Source organism: Arthrobacter sp. Dra40, assembly GCF_059091905.1.
Genome location: NZ_JBNHHB010000004.1, coordinates 1 through 18,477 on the forward strand (window position 1 = coordinate 1; position 18,477 = coordinate 18,477).

Annotated in this window: 13 protein-coding genes and 1 pseudogene; 8 read left to right on the plus strand and 6 right to left on the minus strand. The window is 65.9% G+C overall.

The annotated features are described in order from the left end of the window. The 4 genes and pseudogenes from AC5RWT_RS03225 to AC5RWT_RS03240 all read left to right on the plus strand — a co-directional run. Nucleotides 1-137: pseudogene (locus AC5RWT_RS03225) on the plus strand (N-acetylneuraminate synthase family protein); the annotation flags it as partial. Between the two features lie 30 nt (nucleotides 138-167). Further along, on the plus strand, nucleotides 168-1,676 hold the full coding sequence (locus AC5RWT_RS03230; RefSeq protein WP_494079116.1) for a glycosyltransferase family 29 protein: 1,509 nt from the start codon (nucleotides 168-170) through the stop codon (nucleotides 1,674-1,676). A gap of 7 nt (nucleotides 1,677-1,683) precedes the next feature. Next, nucleotides 1,684-4,035: a glycosyltransferase gene (locus AC5RWT_RS03235; protein ID WP_494079117.1), complete on the plus strand. Its 2,352-nt coding sequence runs from the start codon at nucleotides 1,684-1,686 to the stop codon at nucleotides 4,033-4,035. 148 nt (nucleotides 4,036-4,183) lie between these two features. Further along, nucleotides 4,184-6,262: an acyltransferase family protein gene (locus tag AC5RWT_RS03240; protein ID WP_494079118.1), complete on the plus strand. Its 2,079-nt coding sequence runs from the start codon at nucleotides 4,184-4,186 to the stop codon at nucleotides 6,260-6,262. A gap of 29 nt (nucleotides 6,263-6,291) precedes the next feature. Here AC5RWT_RS03240 and AC5RWT_RS03245 read toward each other — a convergent pair whose 3' ends face one another. Further along, complete coding sequence (locus tag AC5RWT_RS03245; RefSeq protein WP_494079119.1) at nucleotides 6,292-7,176, minus strand: acyl-CoA thioesterase; 885 nt, start codon at nucleotides 7,174-7,176, stop codon at nucleotides 6,292-6,294. Between the two features lie 151 nt (nucleotides 7,177-7,327). Between AC5RWT_RS03245 and AC5RWT_RS03250 the strand changes: the two genes are divergently transcribed. Then, nucleotides 7,328-7,852: an acyl-CoA thioesterase gene (locus AC5RWT_RS03250; RefSeq protein ID WP_494079120.1), complete on the plus strand. Its 525-nt coding sequence runs from the start codon at nucleotides 7,328-7,330 to the stop codon at nucleotides 7,850-7,852. Further along, complete coding sequence (locus AC5RWT_RS03255) at nucleotides 7,849-8,526, plus strand: DUF8185 domain-containing protein (RefSeq protein ID WP_494079121.1); 678 nt, start codon at nucleotides 7,849-7,851, stop codon at nucleotides 8,524-8,526. Before AC5RWT_RS03250 ends, AC5RWT_RS03255 begins: the two co-directional genes overlap by 4 nt. A 10-nt stretch (nucleotides 8,527-8,536) precedes the next feature. Here AC5RWT_RS03255 and AC5RWT_RS03260 read toward each other — a convergent pair whose 3' ends face one another. From AC5RWT_RS03260 to AC5RWT_RS03280, 5 genes are all read right to left on the minus strand, one after another. Next, nucleotides 8,537-8,965, minus strand: a complete 429-nt coding sequence (locus tag AC5RWT_RS03260; protein WP_494079215.1) for a globin — start codon at nucleotides 8,963-8,965, stop codon at nucleotides 8,537-8,539. Nucleotides 8,966-9,104: 139 nt separating this feature from the next. Further along, nucleotides 9,105-9,578, minus strand: a complete 474-nt coding sequence (locus tag AC5RWT_RS03265; RefSeq protein ID WP_494079122.1) for an OsmC family protein — start codon at nucleotides 9,576-9,578, stop codon at nucleotides 9,105-9,107. A gap of 59 nt (nucleotides 9,579-9,637) precedes the next feature. After that, nucleotides 9,638-11,692 (minus strand): DUF6541 family protein, encoded by a 2,055-nt coding sequence (locus tag AC5RWT_RS03270; protein WP_494079123.1) that lies wholly within the window; start codon nucleotides 11,690-11,692, stop codon nucleotides 9,638-9,640. A gap of 465 nt (nucleotides 11,693-12,157) precedes the next feature. Further along, nucleotides 12,158-14,710 (minus strand): aminopeptidase N, encoded by a 2,553-nt coding sequence (pepN, locus tag AC5RWT_RS03275; RefSeq protein WP_494079216.1) that lies wholly within the window; start codon nucleotides 14,708-14,710, stop codon nucleotides 12,158-12,160. A gap of 202 nt (nucleotides 14,711-14,912) precedes the next feature. Next, on the minus strand, nucleotides 14,913-16,538 hold the full coding sequence (locus AC5RWT_RS03280; protein WP_494079124.1) for a glycosyltransferase: 1,626 nt from the start codon (nucleotides 16,536-16,538) through the stop codon (nucleotides 14,913-14,915). Between the two features lie 311 nt (nucleotides 16,539-16,849). Between AC5RWT_RS03280 and AC5RWT_RS03285 the strand changes: the two genes are divergently transcribed. Continuing rightward, nucleotides 16,850-17,323, plus strand: a complete 474-nt coding sequence (locus AC5RWT_RS03285; protein WP_494079125.1) for a ribose-5-phosphate isomerase — start codon at nucleotides 16,850-16,852, stop codon at nucleotides 17,321-17,323. A gap of 2 nt (nucleotides 17,324-17,325) precedes the next feature. Further along, nucleotides 17,326-18,291 carry an Fpg/Nei family DNA glycosylase gene (locus AC5RWT_RS03290; RefSeq protein WP_494079126.1) on the plus strand — a complete coding sequence of 322 codons (966 nt, stop codon included), beginning with the start codon at nucleotides 17,326-17,328 and terminating at the stop codon, nucleotides 18,289-18,291. Nucleotides 18,292-18,477 lie beyond the last annotated feature (186 nt).

The window sequence follows — 18,477 nt, forward strand, 5'->3', positions numbered from 1 at the left end:
CCTCGCTGGAGCCGAAGGGCTTCGAGGCGCTGATCCGCGACATCCGGATCCTGGAAGATGCCATGGGCGACGGCGTCAAGCAAGTGTTCCCGGGCGAGCTGGCACCGCTGTCCCGGCTGCGCCGGGTGGACGGCTAAGCACCTCGGCATCATCGTCATCGATACCGAATGACGACGGGCTTGCAAGGTCGTTTCAGCAGGAGGAACAAATTGAACAACGTCAAAAACCGGGTGCGCCGGATCACCAAGCGTGCTGTCACGCGTGTTACCGCACAGCCCATCCACTATTCGCGGATCAATCGTCGATACGCATCGCTCGTGACAGACTCAACGCGGCGCGCATTGGACGCTTCGGCCAGTTCTGATTGGGCAAGGATCCAATTAACCCGGGCCGTCCTTGCGCATCTGCGGGACGCCACGGAGATTCGTCGCGATGCGGCCACCGGAGCCATGATCGCGTTCGGCTGGCAGCCATGGTTCGGCTGGCGCCGCGAATCGTTCGATTCGCTGCTTCTGGTGGGCCGGCGGGCGTTGGCGGCCGGCGAAACCGGGTGGTCCGTTGAAATTGCGGACCTACTGACCATGTCTCGTCCGGAGTCGCAAGCGAGTTGGCGGCTCTTGGCCCGTGCCCGGGCCGCGGCTGGCGACAACGCAGGGGCGCAGCAAGCAGCCCGGAAATTCGAAGACCTCACCGGGGATAGTCTCCCTGACGACGAAGTGGCCGACGGGAACCTGGCGGTGAGCACCGCGGTCGACGCAGAAATAGCCCGGATGGCTGCGGGTGTCGAGGGGAACGTTGCTGGCAACGAGGTCCTCTCGCCGTGGATCGAAGGAGAGCTCCTGCTCGACGGCGGGGCCTCGATGGCTCAGGCTCTGCCCTACTTCGCTTCTTCGCTCACCGCAGCGCGTGCAGATGCAGACGCAAATAACGATTTCCAGTCGGTATACGACGCCCTTTCTGCCCGTGTTGTTGCGACGGGTGCTTCGCTCGAACCGGTCGCCGGACTTTGGTCAGCGGTGACCTCCGACAGGCCACGGCGCGTGGCTGCGTACATGGATCCGGACGCCTCGACGCAGCTTGCCCCGATTGACGTGTCCGGACTGCGCCAGTATCTGGCCGGTAAGCGAGTGTGCCTCGTCGCCAACTCTGCGAGGCTCCTTGACCACGATGCCGGCGAAGAAATTGATTCCTACGACGTTGTCGTGCGCTTCAACTCCTTTGCCCTGGAACCGAGGTCGACGGGCAGCAAGACGTCAATCCACGCGACGATCCATATGCACAACTTCAACTGGTCCGTCCCGGTGGACGTACGCCTCGTCTTCAGCGGAAAGCAGTCGGCCTGGCGGAAGTCGATCATCAAACACGTTGATCTTCAGGCGCAAAAGTATCTTGGAGCTGAGTCACTGCGCTGGCCTAGAGCAACCATCATTCCCGAAGCGGAAAAGGAACTGTTCAAGGTGCCGACAACAGGCTTCAACGTCGTGCGGATCATTGACTTCCTCAACGTCAGCACCGCGATTGACCTGTTCGGGTTCGATTTCTATGACGGAAACCCCTTCAGATTGCACGAAGCCATGCATCTTCCCGTTGCCGAGGCTCACAGCTACGCCAACGAGCGGGACTGGGTTCTGTCGAGGGCCGTAGACAAGACCGACATCAAGATTTCGTTGAGGTAGGAACACATTGACCAGAGAACACAACCGGGCCTACGTGTCCTTCGTTGATGACAACTATTTCCCCGGCTTCATGACTCTGCTCAAGAGCCTCATGCTGACCAATCCGGGCACCGCCGCTGACTTTGTTGTCCTCCACGATGGACTGAGTATCCACAACGTGAGCAGGGCCCTAAACATTCATCCTTTCCTGCAATTTAGGCAGGTCGAGGCCGAACATTACGACGACTACGTCAAGGGTGATGCGGAGAACTATCTCTACAAGAAGGCCTACTTCATCCTTGATGCTTTCCGTATCGGTGGCTATGAGCGGCTCATGACGCTGGACACGGACATGGTCGTCCTAGGCGAAATAGGGGAACTGTTCGACCTGCCGCACGCCTTTAGCGCGGTGCCCCAGTTCTTCGACTCCGCCAACGGGCGCAAGCTTAACAGCGGCCTGCTGGTCTTTGACGCGACCTATACGGATGGAACGTTCTCCGACCGTCTCGACAAGATCGGCCACAGCGGAGATTACGAAGTGGAGCGGCACGACCAAGGAGTCTTGACCGCTGCGCTGGACGGTGACTACAACGAACTACCCCGCAAGTACAACTGGGTGAAGCGTGCAACGAAACCGCATGCACAGATTCCCGCGGATACCCGTATCCTCCACTTCACGGGTAAATACAAGCCCTGGATTGGCGGTGAACACGGATATCGAGAACTGGAGGACTTGTGGCGGCAATACGCCATGTCTGACTCGGAGTTCATCCGACTCGGCGCGGAACTGGCAGCAGAAGGGCGTCTCGCGGACCAGCGGCTAGCACAGTACTACCTCTCCAAGGCGCCGGCTTCGGGCGAAGCCGGCGCGCTGGTGAGCATCAAGGGCCTCGGCGGGGAGAACCTGGTGGTGCAAAAGTCCGCTGAGCTCTACGCCCAGGGGAACTACCGTGCAGCGCTGGAGGTCCTCGAAGCGAACGCCGTTGAATATGGCCGCATCGATTCGTCCTATGCACTTCGGCTGGCCCGTGCGTACCGCGCGTTGTCGCGGTACGACGATGCACTTGCAGCCGCGCAACTTGCACTCCCATCGACGCGGGCGGCGGAGGCCGAGCTCTTTCTGGCCGAAACGTATTGGATTCTGCGGGACCGCGAGAAATCGCGTGAACATGCTCGTGCGTCACTCTCGCTTGATCCGCTGAAACACAAGGCCCGCCTGGTGCATGAGCGGTCTCTGCGGCCGACCCCGGACGCTGGGACCCTGAGTTCTTTGCAGCAGGGCGGCATCGAGCTGTCACATGCCGCCTTTTATGTAGACAATTACGGCAACTATGGGGATGAGCTCCTACCGGTCGCCGTGCGTGAAAGCGTCTCGCATCTGCGTCCTGTGGGCGGCTGGTCCGGTTACCACGTACACCAGGTGTTCGACGACGAGTGCGTCGAGCAGGTGAACGCTACCCAGGGTCTCTTGGTCGGTGGCGGCGGGCTGTTCCTTCCGGACACGTCGCCGAACGGCAACAGCGGGTGGCAGTGGAACGTACCCAGATCTTGCCTTGACCGTCTGAAGGTTCCGCTGGGGCTCATAGCTGTTGGATATAACCTGTTTGACGGCCAGACGATTGCTGGCGACCTTTTCCGGGAATCGGTTATCGCGGCGGTTGACAGGGCAGACTTCGTGGGACTGCGCAACCATGGCTCCATCGAGCGCGTCCGGGAGTTGTTGCCCGAGTCTTTGCAGGAAAAGGTCACCTACCTTCCATGCCCCACCACCATCCTCGGGTGTTTGCCGGACAGCGGGTTTGAGGACGTGCCGAAACCTGACAGGTCGGCGCATGAGAAGCCCCTCGTCTATCTGAACGTGGCATACGATCGCGCATCCCTCCGCTTCAAGGAGGGTTACGGTGATTTCGTATCTGCCATGAACCAGTTCATCGGCACACTGGGAGACCGAGCTGAAGTCCGCGTCGCTGCCCACACCATTCCCGACGAACAAATCGCGGTTGATCTCTATCGCGAGTACGGCACCAGGATTGGTGTAGACAGTTTCAACCGGGACGGAATCCAAGCCGCGACCAAACATTATCGGGAAGCGTCGTTGGTGATCGGCATGCGGGGCCATGCCGGAATGATTCCCTTTGGGCTGGGCACTCCCATCCTCAGCTTGGTCTCGCACCCCAAGCTGCAGTACTTCCTCGACGACATCGACCATCCCGAATGGGGAGTGCGCGTGGACTCGCCGAACCTCAGCACCGAACTGCTGGAGTTGACGGAGTCGGTACTGGAAGACGAAGCCGGAGCCAGGAAAGCCGTGACAGACGCCCGTGATGGTTTGTACCAGACCTTCACGTCCAATTTGAAACCATTCCTGGCGAGCCTTTGACCCTCCGGAAGACCGCTGACGTTCGCTCGGCCATGCCCAGTACGGGCATGGCCGAGTCTTTCGGACGATCTGATTTCTCCACGTCGTTGCCAGCCAAGAAAATGCTTTGAACCAAAGGGCGGCCATGAATACCTCCGTAGCAACGACTATGTCCCGCAGCCAGGACCGTCCGGCAACGGCAAGCCGTTGGCTGAACCGGAAGTTCCTGACGGAAGTCCAGGCCCTGCGGGCCGTCGCAGTGCTCGTAGTGATCGTTTATCACCTTCGACCTTCCCTGGCACCAGGGGGGTTTATCGGCGTTGACGTTTTCTTTGTCATCTCGGGATACCTGATTTCCGGTCACATGCTCCGGGAAGTCGGCCGCACGGGGCGCCTGAATCTCATCTCCTTTTGGGCCGGCCGCGCACGCCGCATTTTGCCTGCTTCATTGGCCGTTGTTCTGGTGACCTTGGCGGCCGCCTATCTGCTCCTGTCCCATATCGAATGGGAGCGCCTGGCTTCGCAGGCCCTGGCATCGGTTTTCTATGTGCAAAACTGGGTTCTTGCCGCCGAGTCGGTAGATTATTTGGCTGCGGAGACTCCGTCTACCGCGCTTCAGCACTTTTGGTCACTAGCTGTTGAAGAGCAGTTCTACTTGCTGTGGCCGCTGGTCGTCCTCGCAGCGGCCGCGGTTAGCCGACGAAGACGCGGAGTCTTGCGTCGGTATCTGCCGCTGACCCTGGCGATGTTCAGCGCGATCACGATCGGCTCATTCGCCTTCAGCGTCGCCGAGGTCAGTCAAGGTGACGTTTCAGCGTACTTCTCGACGCTGACCAGGCTCTGGGAACTTGGCGTAGGTGGCATCCTCGCAGTCATCGTGCGCTACACAGAGCGATTTGCCGCGGCACGCAGCGTTTTGGCGCTGTGTGGCTGGGCGCTGATAGCGGTTGGTGTCTTTACCCTTGACGGCGCGAGCCCGTTCCCTGGAGTTAACGCGCTCTATCCTGTTTTGGGCACCGCGGCGGTGATTGCCGCTGGGCGTACCCGCGGATCCTTGTCTCTCACGCGCATTGTGGAATGGAGACCAGTCCAATGGATCGGCGACATTTCCTACAGTCTGTACCTGTGGCACTTCCCGGTCATCACCTTTTTTCTCGCGGAGGCTCAGCGCCTGCCACGCTTGCGCGAGCTTCCCATCCTTTTCGCGTTGACCGCGCTACTGGCAGTTATCAGCTACTACGCCCTAGAGCGTCCCTTGCGGTCGAACCGCTGGCTCACGCTGCACCACGGCCGAACGCTCTTGGTTGCCCTCCTGTCCATGTTGCTGGTCGCCGCGGCCACTCAGCCACTGGCAGCGGCTGCACGGAGCGAGTCCGAGCGGTTTGATGCCCTGGAACAACAGATTCTGGATGGGGGAGTTTTGGGAGCCGCGGCCATGACTTCCGAAGCGGACCGGTACTTTGAATCTGATATTCCTGTGGTCGTTCCGAACCCGGCGGAAGCGGCGAAAGACGCCCCGCCACCCGAGTGTTTGGCCAAACAGAAATCACCGACGACCAAGCCTTGCCACTTTGGTGACCCAGATGGTTCGGTCACGGTGGCGCTGGTGGGCGATTCCCAAGCAGGTGCGATGTCCGGAGCCCTTGACCGCTTGGGACGGGAGAAGGGCTGGCGGGTTGTCCTCTACTCCCACGCTTCGTGCCCATTTTCCAGTGAGAAGCGCCAGCTTGAGCTCCGGGGAGGGACGCGTTGTGCAGAAGCCAACGCCTCCACCTTGGACGCTTTAAATGAATTGCGGCCGGCGGCCGTCTTCACCACGAGTTTCAATGACCCGGACTTTGTAGATTCCGGCACCGGCCATCTTCCCGGCGCCGCAGGCTATGCCGACATGTGGCAGAAGCTTCTCGATTCCGGTACCGACGTCATTGCCATCCGCGCGGCCCCGAACCTTGGCAAGGAACGCCCGGTGCTGTCCTGCGTGGCCGAGAACCTCGACGACCTCAGCCGATGCGACCGAGCCCGCGAAGACGTGCTGGCCGAGGACCCGATCGAAGCAGCGGCCGGAATACTGCCCCAGGTCACCTTCATCGATCTGACGAGTCGCTTTTGCGGCAAGGACGATTGTCCGCTGGTCGTGGGGAATACGCTCATCTTCCGGGACAGCGTTCACGTAACGGATACTTTCGCGCGCACATTGGCCCCCTACCTTGAGGCGAAACTGCCCGCATCGCTCCGAGCCACCGGATAGCGCCGGCCCTCGGATATCGGCCACAAGGATCAGGGAATGCGGATCATGCCTTCTTGGGCCACTGTAGCGACCAGTTCGCCGTCGCGGTTGAAGATTTTGCCGACGGCGAGGCCGCGGGCGCCGGAGGCGCTGGGGGAGGACTGGACGTAGAGCAGCCAGTCGTCCACCCGCACCGGTCGGTGCCACCACATGGCGTGATCCAGGCTGGCGACGCTCATGCCGGGAGTCACCCAGCTGACGCCGTGCTGGCGGAGGATGGGTTCCAGCAGTGTGTAGTCGCTGCCGAAGGCCAGTGCGGCGCGGTGCAGGCCTTGGTCGTCGGGCAGGGGACCCTTGGTCTTCATCCAGACGGCATTGACTGCCTGGCGTTCGCCCTTGGCCTGGATGTAGAGCGCGTCGTGGACATGGCGGACATCAAACGGCCGGTGGTACGCCATGTGCTGGGCCACCGGGTGGTCCACCTTGCCGAGCAGGTCCGCGGTGCTCGGCAGCGTTTCCGGGTCCGGGATGCCGTCCGGGAAGGCCTCCTGATGCTCCAGACCTTCGGCGGGAGTCTGGAAGGAGGCGATCATCGAGAGGATCGGCACGCCGTTTTGGTAAGCGTGCGTGCGGCGGGCGGAGAAGGACCGTCCGTCGCGCAGCCGTTCGACGCCAAAGGTGATCGGCAGGTCGGCATCGCCGGCGCGCAGGAAGTAGCCGTGCATGGAATGGATGGGCCGGTCCGGTTCCACCGTCCTGTGCGCCGCGATCACCGACTGGGCCAGCACCTGGCCGCCGAAGACGCGCCCGCGCGGCTGCCTATCCGAGACGCCGACGAAGATTTCCTCGTCCGTGTTGGCGCCGTCGGCGTCGGAGAGGTCCAGCAAGTCCAGCAACACCGCCGTCGGATCGGCGTGTTCCTCAGTGGCGGTCATGTGCTCTCCTTGCCGGTTACCCGCGGGTACGAATACCTCCGACAGTAGTTCGCACCCGTCAACCACTCAACTCCGACGCGGTGCAACGGCCGGGAGCGGGCCCGTACGTCGCTGGTTCGTCGCGGCTGCCGCGCTTTGAGAAGATGGCAGCATGCCTACTGTTCCGCCGAATGCCCCGCGTTTCCCGATCCAGCTACGCTTCAGCGACATTGATTCCTATGGCCACGTGAACAATGTGACCTATCTGGGGTATCTGGAAACGGCCCGGGTGCTGCTGCACCTGCTGCGGCCGGAACTTCCGGCAACAGCCGGCGTGGGGCCGGGCGCGACCCTGCGTGAGCTGGCCGGCACCGAAAATCAGACGCTGGTGGGACGGCAGGAAATCGAGTACCGGGTGCCGCTGGAATTCCGGACCGACCCCGTGCACGTGGGCGTATGGGTGACACGGATTGGCAACTCCAGCTTCGACCTGTGCTACGCCGTCGTTGACGAGGACCAGAACGGAACCGTGCATGCGCTGGGCGCGTCGACCATGGTGCTGGCAGCTGCAGCCACGGGACGGCCGGTGCCGCTGCCCGACGGCTACCGCGCCGCCCTGCAGCAATGGGCCGGGCCGCCGGTTCCGTTCCGCAACGGCACCCAGCCTGCCGGCGCCGGACAGGAGGCCTCACAGTGACCCCCGCCGGGACGCCCGTTCTGCAGCTGGCCGATGTCCAGGTTGCGGCGGACTTGAAGACGTATGTCAGCCGGGCCCGCGCCGCCGGCGAAAGCTCGATCCACCTGCAGGCCTTTGGCAGCGTGCTGGCTGCCTACGTCTGCTTGATGCGGCCTCGGATCTTGGGCGAGTCGACGCCGACGATCCTGGGCCTGCGGGTGATGCCGCTGGCCGCGCCGGCCGCCATCGAGGAGACGGTGCCGTTGGGTGCGGTGGGGGACCGGCTGGCCCGGATGGGGACTGAGGAAACCGGCCTAACCGTTCCGTCGACCACTGTCACTGAATCGTGGACCGGGGTGCTGCCGCCGCGATCCGGCTGGGAACACGCCGGCCTGTTGGAGTCCGCCGTGTTGGAGGAAGCCGCCCGGGAAGGGGTCCGGGAGGTCTCCGAAGCGCTGCCGGAGAGTCCGGGGCAGCTGATGGTCAACAACGCCCGCGGCACCGTGTGGAGCAGGCCGTTGCCGAGCCCGGGTGGACTGCCGGCCGACGTCGAGATTCCTTCGGGGGCGGCGTTCGCGGCGCTGACGTTGGGCTTCCTGGACGGGAACCCGGCCGCGCTGTACCGAAATGGCCGGTGGCTGCGGTTGAGCACCGGCCGCGGGCACGTGCTGGTGCGCAGCGGCGCCTCGCTCTAAGCAGAGCTGCTTAGGCGCTGTTCACCATCGAGTGGGCGGCACGTTCGAAGTAGTCCCACAGGGTCTGCTCGTGGAGCGGCGGCAGCTCCAAGGAATCGACCGCCCGGCGCATGTGCGACAGCCAGCGGTCGCGGGCGTCGAAGTTCACCTTGAAGGGCTGGTGCCGCATCCGCAGCCGCGGGTGTCCGCGCTGTTCGCTGTAGGTTCCCGGGCCGCCCCAGTACTGCTCGAGGAACATCCGCATCCGGATCTTGGCCGGTCCCAGGTCCTCTTCGGGGTACATCTCCCGCAGTACATCGTCCTCGGCGATGCCGTCGTAGAACACGTCCACCAGTTTCACGAACGTCTCGTGGCCGCCGACGGCGTCGTAGAAGTTGTCCGTGTACTCGGGCTGCTTGAACGCGTTCGCGGCCGCCGGTGCCGGCGTCAAGGTGGCCAGCGGTTGGCCAAAGCGGGACGGAAGGGCCGTACCCTCGGCCGGTTGCGTCGGCGCGGCGGGGGAGGCGGGCTGTGCGGGGTTCTGGGGTGTTTCGGTCATCGATAGTCTCTGTTCACTGATGCTGTCAACAACCATTGTCTCAGCCGGGGACAGCCTGGGGTTCGTGGAGGACCGGGAAGTTCACGCTGCGCGCAATGAAACAGACCTTGTTGGCGTCCCCATGCAGGCGCTGGGCGAGCTCCGACTGCCCGACATCCGCGATGGCAACGCGCGGCCGGAGCGTTACGGAAGTGAATTCGCCGCTTCCGTCGCGGTTCAGGTGCAAGGTGCCCTCGGCGTCGTCGTCATAGGCAGTGACGACGATGCCGTTCTTCACCGCGACGTGCAGGTAAGAGAGCATGTGGCACTGGGACAGCGCGGTCAGCAGCAGCTGTTCCGGGTTCCAGCGGTCCTTGTCGCCGTGGAAGGTCGGATCGGCGGTTCCGGCCAGATCCGGCAGGCCAGCCGCACGGACTACGTGGTCGCGCCCGTAGCCGCGGTAGCTGGCGGTGCCGTCCCCCCGGTTGCCGGTCCATTGGAGCGAAATTGAGTAGTGGTGCTGGGAGAGGTCCATGGGGCCATTAAACCCTGCACCTCCGCAGGCGCACCCACATGACTCGTTCCCGCCGCGGCTCAGCGGCAGGCGGTGATTTCATAAAGGGCCGCGCTGCCGTGGGAGGCAATCAGGCGGAAGCCGTGGGAGAAGTCGATGTTCTCGAAGCCGGGCCACTGGTGCTTGGCGCTGTGCTGGTAGCCGCGGATCGGTTCGTCGTCGTAGAGGTAGGTGGCGCCGGTGCTCTGCAGCGCCGGGCAAACGCGGGGATCGGATGCGATGTTGCGGAAATGCCGGCGCAGGTAGTCCTTGTCCTTGCTGCCCGCGGTGCTGACGTTCTGGAAGTAGACGGTTTGATGGCCGGTAAGGGCGTAGATGTAGGGGAGGCCGTTGAACGGATCGCCGATGACGATGGCGTCGCCAGGCAGCAGCGGCCCGAGCGAGCGGATGAAGTCCTGCTCGTCGTCCATCAGTGCCCGGCCGTCCCGGTGTTCGGTGATGCCGTAGCGGATGGAGGCCGCGTCAACGCGCACGTCGTGCCGGAAGGCGCCGGTGGTCACGAAGACCGCGGCCAGTACGGCGAAAGCCAGTCCTGCCGCCGCCAGCTTTTGGCGCCCGGCGCGGGCACGCAGCGGGCGAATCAGCCGCACCAGCAGCGTGCACAACTGGTCCAACGCCAGCGCGGCGAAGACCACGCCGAAGATGTGCACCAGCGGCGCGATCCGCGGCGGGTCGGTGTACCAGAAGCCGGTCAGCCAGCGGAACGGCCGGGTTTCCGGCCCCGCGGCCAGGATGAACAGCACGACGGCGGCCGCCATCCCGGCCACCGCAGGCCAGGTCCTCCGGCTGAAGCAGGCCAGCAGCGCGCCGCACACCATCAGGACGCCGACGGCGACGGCGTAGCTTTCCGGAACGGCATCGGCGCTGTCCGGCTGGCGCGGCAGGTCGAAGAACAACCACACCAGCGCGTCCTCCCAGCCCGCCGTGCGGCCGCGCGGATAGGACATCACGGCCGCCAACAGCTGGGATTGGGTCAGGAGGACGACGACGGCGACAGTTGCCGCCGCGAGGAAGCCGATGGCAGCAACGAACCGCCCGCGGTGGCTCCGCCATAGGCGGGCCAGCCCGAGGACGGCGGTGCGGGCCAGATAAACGCCGCCGAGTACCAGCAGGCTGGCAAGGGCCGAGGGATGGATCCAGGCGGCGCCGAAGGTGACCATCGCGAGGGCGGCGAGATCGGCCGTCGTCCTACGCCGACTGGCATGCGACGGGGAGCTTTTCCGGGCGCCGGGGCCGGCGTATGCATTGACAATGCGCTCGGCCGCAGGACCGTCCGTGGTGCCCGGGACCCTGTGCTGCAGTTCGATGCCGAGCGCGAGGATGGCCGGCAGCAGGGCTGCCGCGAAGCCGTTGGGCCACTGGCCGGCGCGGAACATCTGGACGAAGGGAAACGCCAGCATGGAGGAGGCGATCAGCGGCGTCAGGACCCAGACCAGCGGCCGTGCCGGGCACAATGCGCGGGCGAGCAGCGCGAGCGAGGCCGGCCACATCAGGCAGCCGATGACCAGGCAGGACAAATTTCCCGCCGTCACGACGTCGCCCGGCACCAAGGACACCATGGCGTGCCAGCCGGCGGGATAGAACGACGGCGGTGCGCCCCCGAAGATCGGCCAGATGCTCCACGGGCTGGCCTGGCCGTTGTCCTTGATCCATTGCAGGACGTTGACGTGGTAGGTCGGATCCCACGCCTGCGAAACGCGATGGATGGACCCCATGGCCTCGAGCATCACCCAGCCCAGTACCAGGGCCGTGATGGCCAGCGACGCCGCCATCATCCACTTCACCGAGCGCGGCACGGCTACGCCGCGGGCTTCGGGCGGAGCGATGGCCCGCCCTGTCAGCCAGCAGAGTCCAATGCCCGGCACGGCCAGCACGGCGGCGGACAGCAGGTTCCAGCGCACGCCGGTGAGCAGGCAGACCATGGTGCCGACCGCGGCCAGTGCGGTACCGGCGGCCGGGGCGAGCACCAGGGCGCGGATCGCCGGCTGCCGCAGTGCGCGGAGCGCCAGGAACCCGGGCAGGTAGAAAACGGCCAGCATGACCGCCAGCTGCCCGGCAACCGTCAGCGGGCCCATGCCAGCTTCGGCCTCCAACAGTCACCGGCGGGCAACTGCCGTACGTCCCGTGCCGCACCGGCGATCCGGCGTCGGCGGGACTGGCGGCTGGACATCGGGCTCCTTCCCATCCGCACTGTTGAGGCATTCTAGATCCGCCGGCGGCCAGTGCAGTACCTCTCCGCGGAGCGCTCAATGAACCGTAGATGCGGCAGGTGTCCTAGTGGTGAACCGCCGGCGAACGGGAAGTCTGTCGCCGGGGGTCGCCAGTCGTATCGGCGGCCGGTGGAGACGACACTGCCCGCCGGAACTGGTGTTCCGGCGGGCAGCGCGGTGATACGGGGCGGGTCTCCACGCGGCCGCAAGCGGCCTTGGTCGACCACCGAGATGGGCCGGGCGCGGGAGCGCTAAGCGGCGCCTCGCGGAGCGAGGAACGAGCGACGTGTCGAAGCCGCGTGCGCTCCCGGGGACGGCAGAACGGCAGGGTTACCGGTCGGCGGCTTGGGCCTTGAGGGCGCGGACCACGCCGTCGCGGCTTTCCAGCACCAGACGGCGCAGCGCGGGCGTGCGATCCGCCAGCGCGTCCAGCCAGGCATCCGTGGCGTCCACGGTGGCCTGGGTGGTCAGCTGCGACGGGTAGAGCCCCACCACAATCTGCTGCGAGAGCTCGTGCGTGCGGGTGGTCCAGATGTCTTCGATGGCGTCGAAGTACTTGGCCACGTACGGCTCCAACAGCGCCGTGTCGTGCACGCGGGTGAAGCCGGCGATGACCGACTGCTGGGTGGCGTTGGGCAGGTCGCCCTTGACCACGACGGCGTCCCAGGCCGCCGCTTTCGCCTCGGCGGTGGGGATGGCGGCCTGGGCCAGCGCGGCGGCGCGCTGGCCGGTGGCGGTCTGGTCGCGCTCCAGTTCGGCGTCGATCTCCGCCTGGCCGAAGCGGCCGCCGGCCACCAGGGACGTGAGCAGTTCCCAGCGCAGGTCCGCGTCCACGGTCAGCCCCTCCAGCGTGCGCCCGCCGTCCAGCAGTGCGGCGACGGTGTCCAGCTGCTCCTCGGTCTGCGCGTGTACGGCGAAGGCCTTGGCGAACTGCAGCTGGGAGTCGGACCCCGCGGCTGCTTCGCCGGCCAGTTCCCAGAGCCGGTCCGCAGCGGCGATGGTCCGCCGCTTCCGGTCGTCCGGGTTCACGTAGAAGGTCAGAGTCGTGGCCAGCTGGCGCAGCAGCACCAGCACCACCGAGGAGTCGGACTCGTACGCGATGTTGTTCAGCACCAGCTCCACGTACTCGCGGGCCGGGGTCTCGCCGTCGCGGGTGGCGTCCCAGGCCGAGGCCAGCACCAGCGTGCGCGGCAGCGACGCGGTGAAGTCCTTCAGGTGGTTCTTGGAGGTGGCCAGCGAGGCCTCATCCAGGCGGATCTTGGCGTAGGCCAGGTCGTCGTCGTTGAGCAGGATGAGGGCGGGACGGGCCAGCCCGGCCAGCTGCGGCACCTCGGTGCGCTCGCCGTCCACGTCCAGTTCCTCGCGGTGCGTGCGCACCAGCTTGCCGTTGCCGTCCAGGTTGTAGAAGCCGACGGCGAGGCGGTGCGGCCGGATGGTCGGGTAGCCCTCCGGCGCAGACTGGAGGATCGCGAACGAGGTGATGGCGCCGCCGTCGTCGGTTAAAATCTCCGGGCGGAGGGTGTTCACGCCGGCGGTTTCCAGCCACTTGGCTGACCAATCCTTCAGGTCGCGGCCGCTGGAGACCTCCAGCTCGCCCAGCAGGTCGGCCAGCTCGGTGTTGGCCCAGGCGTGGTTGTCGAAGTATTCGCGCACGCCGGCCATGAACTCTTCCTGGCCCACCCAGGCCACCAGTTGGCGCAGCACCGAGGCGCCCTTGGCGTAGGTGATGCCGTCGAAGTTGACCTGCACGTCCTCCAGGTCCTTGATCTCCGCGGTGATCGGGTGCGTGGAGGGCAGCTGGTCCTGCCGGTAGGCCCAGGACTTCTCCATGGACGCGAAGGTGGTCCACGCGTTCGTGTACTCGGTGGCTTCGGCGGCGGCCAGCGTGGACATGAACTCGGCGAAGGACTCGTTCAGCCACAGGTCGTTCCACCAGCGCATGGTGACCAGGTCTCCGAACCACATGTGCGCCAGCTCATGCAGCACGGTGATGGCCCGGCGTTCCACCATGGCGTTGGTGGGGCGGGAGCGGAACACGTAGTTTTCCAGGAAGGTGACCGCGCCGGCGTTTTCCATGGCGCCGGCGTTAAACTCCGGCACGAACAGCTGGTCGTACTTGGCGAACGGGTACGGGGTGCCGAACTGCTTCTCGTAGAACTCGAAGCCCTGCCGGGTGAGCGTGAAGATGTTCTCGGCGTCCATGTACTGCATCAGCGACTTGCGCGCGAACACGCCCAGCGGGATGGTGCGGCCGTCGGAGCTGGTCAGCTCGCTGCGCACCGACTGGTACGGGCCGGCGATCAGTGCGGTGATGTAGGAGGAGATCCGCGGGGTGGGGTCGAACGCCCAGGTGGCGGCAGCAGCGCCGTCGTCCGTGGAACGCACAGGCTGCGGCGCCGGGGTGGGGGAGTTGGAGACGACGTCCCAGTGCGACGGCGCGGTGACGGTGAAGCGGAAGGCCGCCTTCAGGTCCGGCTGCTCGAACACAGCGAACATGCGGCGCGAGTCGGGCACCTCGAACTGGCTGTACAGGTAGACCTCGTTGTCCACCGGGTCAACGAAGCGGTGCAGGCCCTCGCCGGTGTTCATGTAGTGCGCGTCGGCGTCGATCTCCAGCACGTTGTGCTCGGCCAGGTCCGGCAGTTGGATGCGCACCCCGTCGGATACCTCGGCCGGATCCAGCGCCGTGCCGTTGAGCGTGACCGAGCGGACGGTGTCCGTGATGGCATCAATGAAGGTGGACCCGCCCGCGGTGGCGGTGAAGGTGACCACGGTGCGCGAGCCGAAAACCTTGGCGCCGCGGGTGAGGTCCAGCGTGACGTCGTACGACTCGACGTTGAGCAGTTCGGCGCGGGCCCGCGCTTCGTCACGGGTGAGATTCAAACCTGGCAAGATCGCCTCCAGAAGTACAGGTGTCCTTGGGTAAAGGACCGGTCGGATGTGCAGGGAATCTGAAAGAACCCTTGCACAATGTGGTCATTGTCTCACCGCGAGGGGCGGCGGCGCAGTAGTTGTGGGAAAAAGGCGAATAGTTTCCGTTCTGTGTCCTCTCGGACGAGTTCTGTGTCCCTCCGGACGACGCGCGTCAACCGGTCAGTGCCTTGGTCCAGCCGGTGACATAGCCGGCCTCGTCAAACCGCTTCAGGGTTTCGCGGCTGGCCTGGGCCATCCGCGATCGCAGCTCCGGGTCCCGCATCAGCGCCAGGATGCCGTCGGCCAGGGCCTGCCGGTCGCCGAACGGCGCCAGGAAGCCGTTCCCGCCGTGGCGGATCACGTCCCGCGGGCCGTAGTTGGCGTCATAGGCGGCGACCGGGACGCCGAAGGACATGCTCTCCAGCAGGATCAGCGGGAAGCCCTCGGAAGCCGACGTCAGTAGCGTGGCGCAGGCGGTGGCGTAGATATCCGCGGGGTTGTTGGTGAAGGGCGGGAAGCCGACGGCGGCGCGGAGGCCCAGTTCGTTGATCAGCGCGCGGATGGTCACTTCTTCCTCGTCGCCGTAGCCGAAGCCGAAGAGCTCCAGCCTGGCCTGCGGGTTGCCGGCCCGGACCATGGCAAAGACCTGGATGGCCTCGTCCACGCGCTTCTTCGGGTGCAGGCGGGCGACCATGACCAGCCGGTTCGGATCGGTGGCTGCGGCGGGCTGGTCCGGCGCCGGCTGGTCCGGCGCCGGCTGGTCCGGTTGGGGCTGGTCCTGCTGTTCCGCGTAGGCCGAGGGAGTCGGCTGCTCCGGCGGAGCCAGTTGCCCGATGGTGTGCAGCCGGTCGGCGTGGCCGAACTCGGCGGCAATGTCCTCGCGCTGGGCGTCGGTGTGCAGGACGAGCCCGTCCCATTGGTCCAGATGCTCCAGCAGCCTGCGCCAGTTGCGGCTGACGCCCGAACCCGCGACGTAGGGCGCCTCCAGATGGTTGCTGTGCACGGCGGCGACGCGCCGCAGGTTGGGGTGCCGGACGCTGCGGACGGCGTCGTCCAGGGTCCGCCCGGGCAGGTTGTTCAGGTTCTCGCGGAATTCGGACGTGAGCACCGGAGCGGCTTCGTCCGCCAGCAGTTGCTCGAAGGCATGCCGGTAGAGGTCGGCCGGATCCGCGAAGGCGAGGGCATCGCCGTCGTCGTGCGCCACGCCGTCGAACAGGTAGCTGCGTCCCCATTTGGGCGAGCCGGGGTGCTGCGTGATGGTCAGGAAACAGCGGCCGTTGCGGCCGATCAGCCGCTGCGCGGTGGGTGTCTTGGACGCTTCCGGGAAATGCTGCACCAGCGCCAGCCGGCCGCGCTCGTCCATATCCTCCCGGCGAATCCGCGTGCGGTTGGGTGCCAATTGTTCGACGGCGGCGAGGGCACCGTCGGGCTGAAACCGCACGTAGTATTCCTGGATGCCATCGCGGAAGTACCCAAAAGCAAAGCCGGAGTTGCCGACCGGAACAATGTCGTAGTCGTCCTCCGGCGGCGGCTGAACCGGCTCGCGGGTGTCCGGCTCAGGACTCGGATCCAGTCCATACAGGACGCTCCGGACTTTGACGTCCGGATGCAGATGGCCGTCGGTCTTGAGCTCGGCCACGTCGCCGGCCAGCCGGAGCTGCAGGCCCAGCACCTCGATCCAGATCTGTTCCACCGCACCGTTCTCGGCCAGCGTGTTGGCCCGGGTGCGCACCGCCTTGACCAGGCCCCCGCGCTTGAGGGCCAGGGTGTTGACGGGGAAATGGACTATAGGCGACACGCTCGCATCCTGTCGGTACGGATGCCGCTATTGTGGCCGCCCCACGGGGATCAGTAAAGGGCCGGCGGCCGTGCGCAGGGTCCGGCTCCTGCTGCCGCCCCGCCCATCGACTATCCAGCAGGCGCCCCTTTCGGCCGTCATCAGGGCACCTGCTGAATAGTGCCTGGAGCCGTGCGATGAGAGTCGGTGCGCACCGTCCCCGCCCAGGCGGGCACCGCCGTCGTAAATCCGCCGCTAATCGGGACCGGCGCGCCGCCTCCAGTAGGCTGGAAGCCGCCAATCTCCCTCCCCGCACGCAACAGAAGGACCTCATGCGCGTTCACATTGCCACCGACCACGCCGGCCTGGACCTCAGCCACCACCTGATTGAGCACCTGACCGGCCAGGGCCACGAGGTCATCGACCACGGACCCACCGCGTACGACGCCGAGGACGACTACCCCTCGTTCTGTATCAACGCCGCGCTCGCCGTGGTGGCAGACCAGGCCGCCGGAGTGCAAGCGCTGGGCATCGTGCTGGGCGGCTCCGGCAACGGCGAGCAGATCGCGGCCAACAAGGTCAAGGGCATCCGCGCGGCGCTGGCTTGGAACCTGGACACCGCCAAGCTGGCCCGCGAGCACAACGACGCCAACGTCGTCGCCGTCGGCGGCCGCATGCACAGCGTGGAGGAAGCCACCGCCATCATCGAGGCGTTCCTGGCCGAGCCGTTCTCCAACGCCGAACGCCACGCTCGCCGGATCGGCAAGATCGCCTCCTACGAAACCACCGGCGAGGTCCCGGCCTAACCATGCCCGAAGGCCATTCGGTCCACCGCCTGGCCCGCCAGTTCCAGGACGTTTTCGCCGGCGCGCGGCTTGCCGTCTCCAGCCCGCAGGGCCGCTTCACCGCCGGCGCCGCCCGGCTTGACGGGGCCACGCTGCTGGCCGCCCGCGCACACGGCAAGCAGCTGTTCCTGCACTTCGACAACGGCCTGGTGCTCCGGGTCCACCTGGGCCTGTACGGGGCGTGGAGTTTCGGTGGGGACGCGACCTTCCGCGGCGCTTCCAGCATCGGGGCGCCGCGCCGGGTGGGGGAGAGGGAAACGTACGACGACGGTGCTCCCGTTGCGTACGACGGCCCGCCGGAGCCGGTGGGCCAGGTGCGGGTCCGGCTGGTGTCCGACCACGGCTGGGCGGACCTCCGCGGCCCCACCGCCTGCGAGGTGCTCACGCCCGAGGAGGCGTCCGCCGTCGTCGGCAAATTGGGTCCGGACCCGCTGCAGGGCGATCGTGACCCTCGGTCTGCCGGGGCTGACCCGTTGCAGGCTGGGGTTGACCCGTTGCTGGCCGGGACCGACCGGGCCGCCGAGTTTGTCCGCCGGCTGACCTCCAAGCGCACCGCCGTGGGGCAGCTGCTGATGGACCAAAACGTGGTGGCCGGCGTTGGCAATATCTACCGGGCCGAGACGCTGTTCCGCCGCGGCCTGAGCCCCTGGCTGCCCGGCAAGCAATTGTCCCCGGAGGAAGCCGGACTGTTATGGGCGGACATCGTGGATGTGATGGGCGACGGCGTCCGCGACGGCAAAATCATCACCACCCGGCCCGAACACAGGGACACCGACTCGGCCGGTGGGGTGCTGCCGGTCTGGCCGGACAACGCCTATTACGTGTACCAGCGGCAGGGCATGGCTTGCCGGGTTTGCGGCACCGCGGTGGCACTGACGGACATGGCAGCCCGCAAGCTCTACTGGTGCCCCTCCTGCCAGCCCGCCTGACTTTCGGCGAGTTGCTCGGCCTGATTCCGGCAGGGTTGCCGGCCTGATTCCGGCGGGTTGCCGGCCTGTTCGCGCGGCTTTCTCACCTGCCGGCCCTGCCTGCTTTCGGGCAGGGTTGCTGCCTGTTCGCGCGGCTTTCTCACCTGCCGGCCCTGCCTGATGCGCGAGGGCGGGGTTTATCGGCGA

Coding starts and splice junctions, on each gene's coding strand:
- AC5RWT_RS03240 (WP_494079118.1), top strand. CDS start 4,184: ATGTCCCGCAGCCAGGACCGTCCGGCAACGGCAAGCCGTTGGCTGAAC.
- AC5RWT_RS03265 (WP_494079122.1), bottom strand. CDS start 9,578: ATGGACCTCTCCCAGCACCACTACTCAATTTCGCTCCAATGGACCGGC.
- AC5RWT_RS03230 (WP_494079116.1), top strand. CDS start 168: ATGACGACGGGCTTGCAAGGTCGTTTCAGCAGGAGGAACAAATTGAAC.
- AC5RWT_RS03290 (WP_494079126.1), top strand. CDS start 17,326: ATGCCCGAAGGCCATTCGGTCCACCGCCTGGCCCGCCAGTTCCAGGAC.
- AC5RWT_RS03285 (WP_494079125.1), top strand. CDS start 16,850: ATGCGCGTTCACATTGCCACCGACCACGCCGGCCTGGACCTCAGCCAC.
- AC5RWT_RS03250 (WP_494079120.1), top strand. CDS start 7,328: ATGCCTACTGTTCCGCCGAATGCCCCGCGTTTCCCGATCCAGCTACGC.
- AC5RWT_RS03270 (WP_494079123.1), bottom strand. CDS start 11,692: ATGGGCCCGCTGACGGTTGCCGGGCAGCTGGCGGTCATGCTGGCCGTT.
- AC5RWT_RS03245 (WP_494079119.1), bottom strand. CDS start 7,176: ATGACCGCCACTGAGGAACACGCCGATCCGACGGCGGTGTTGCTGGAC.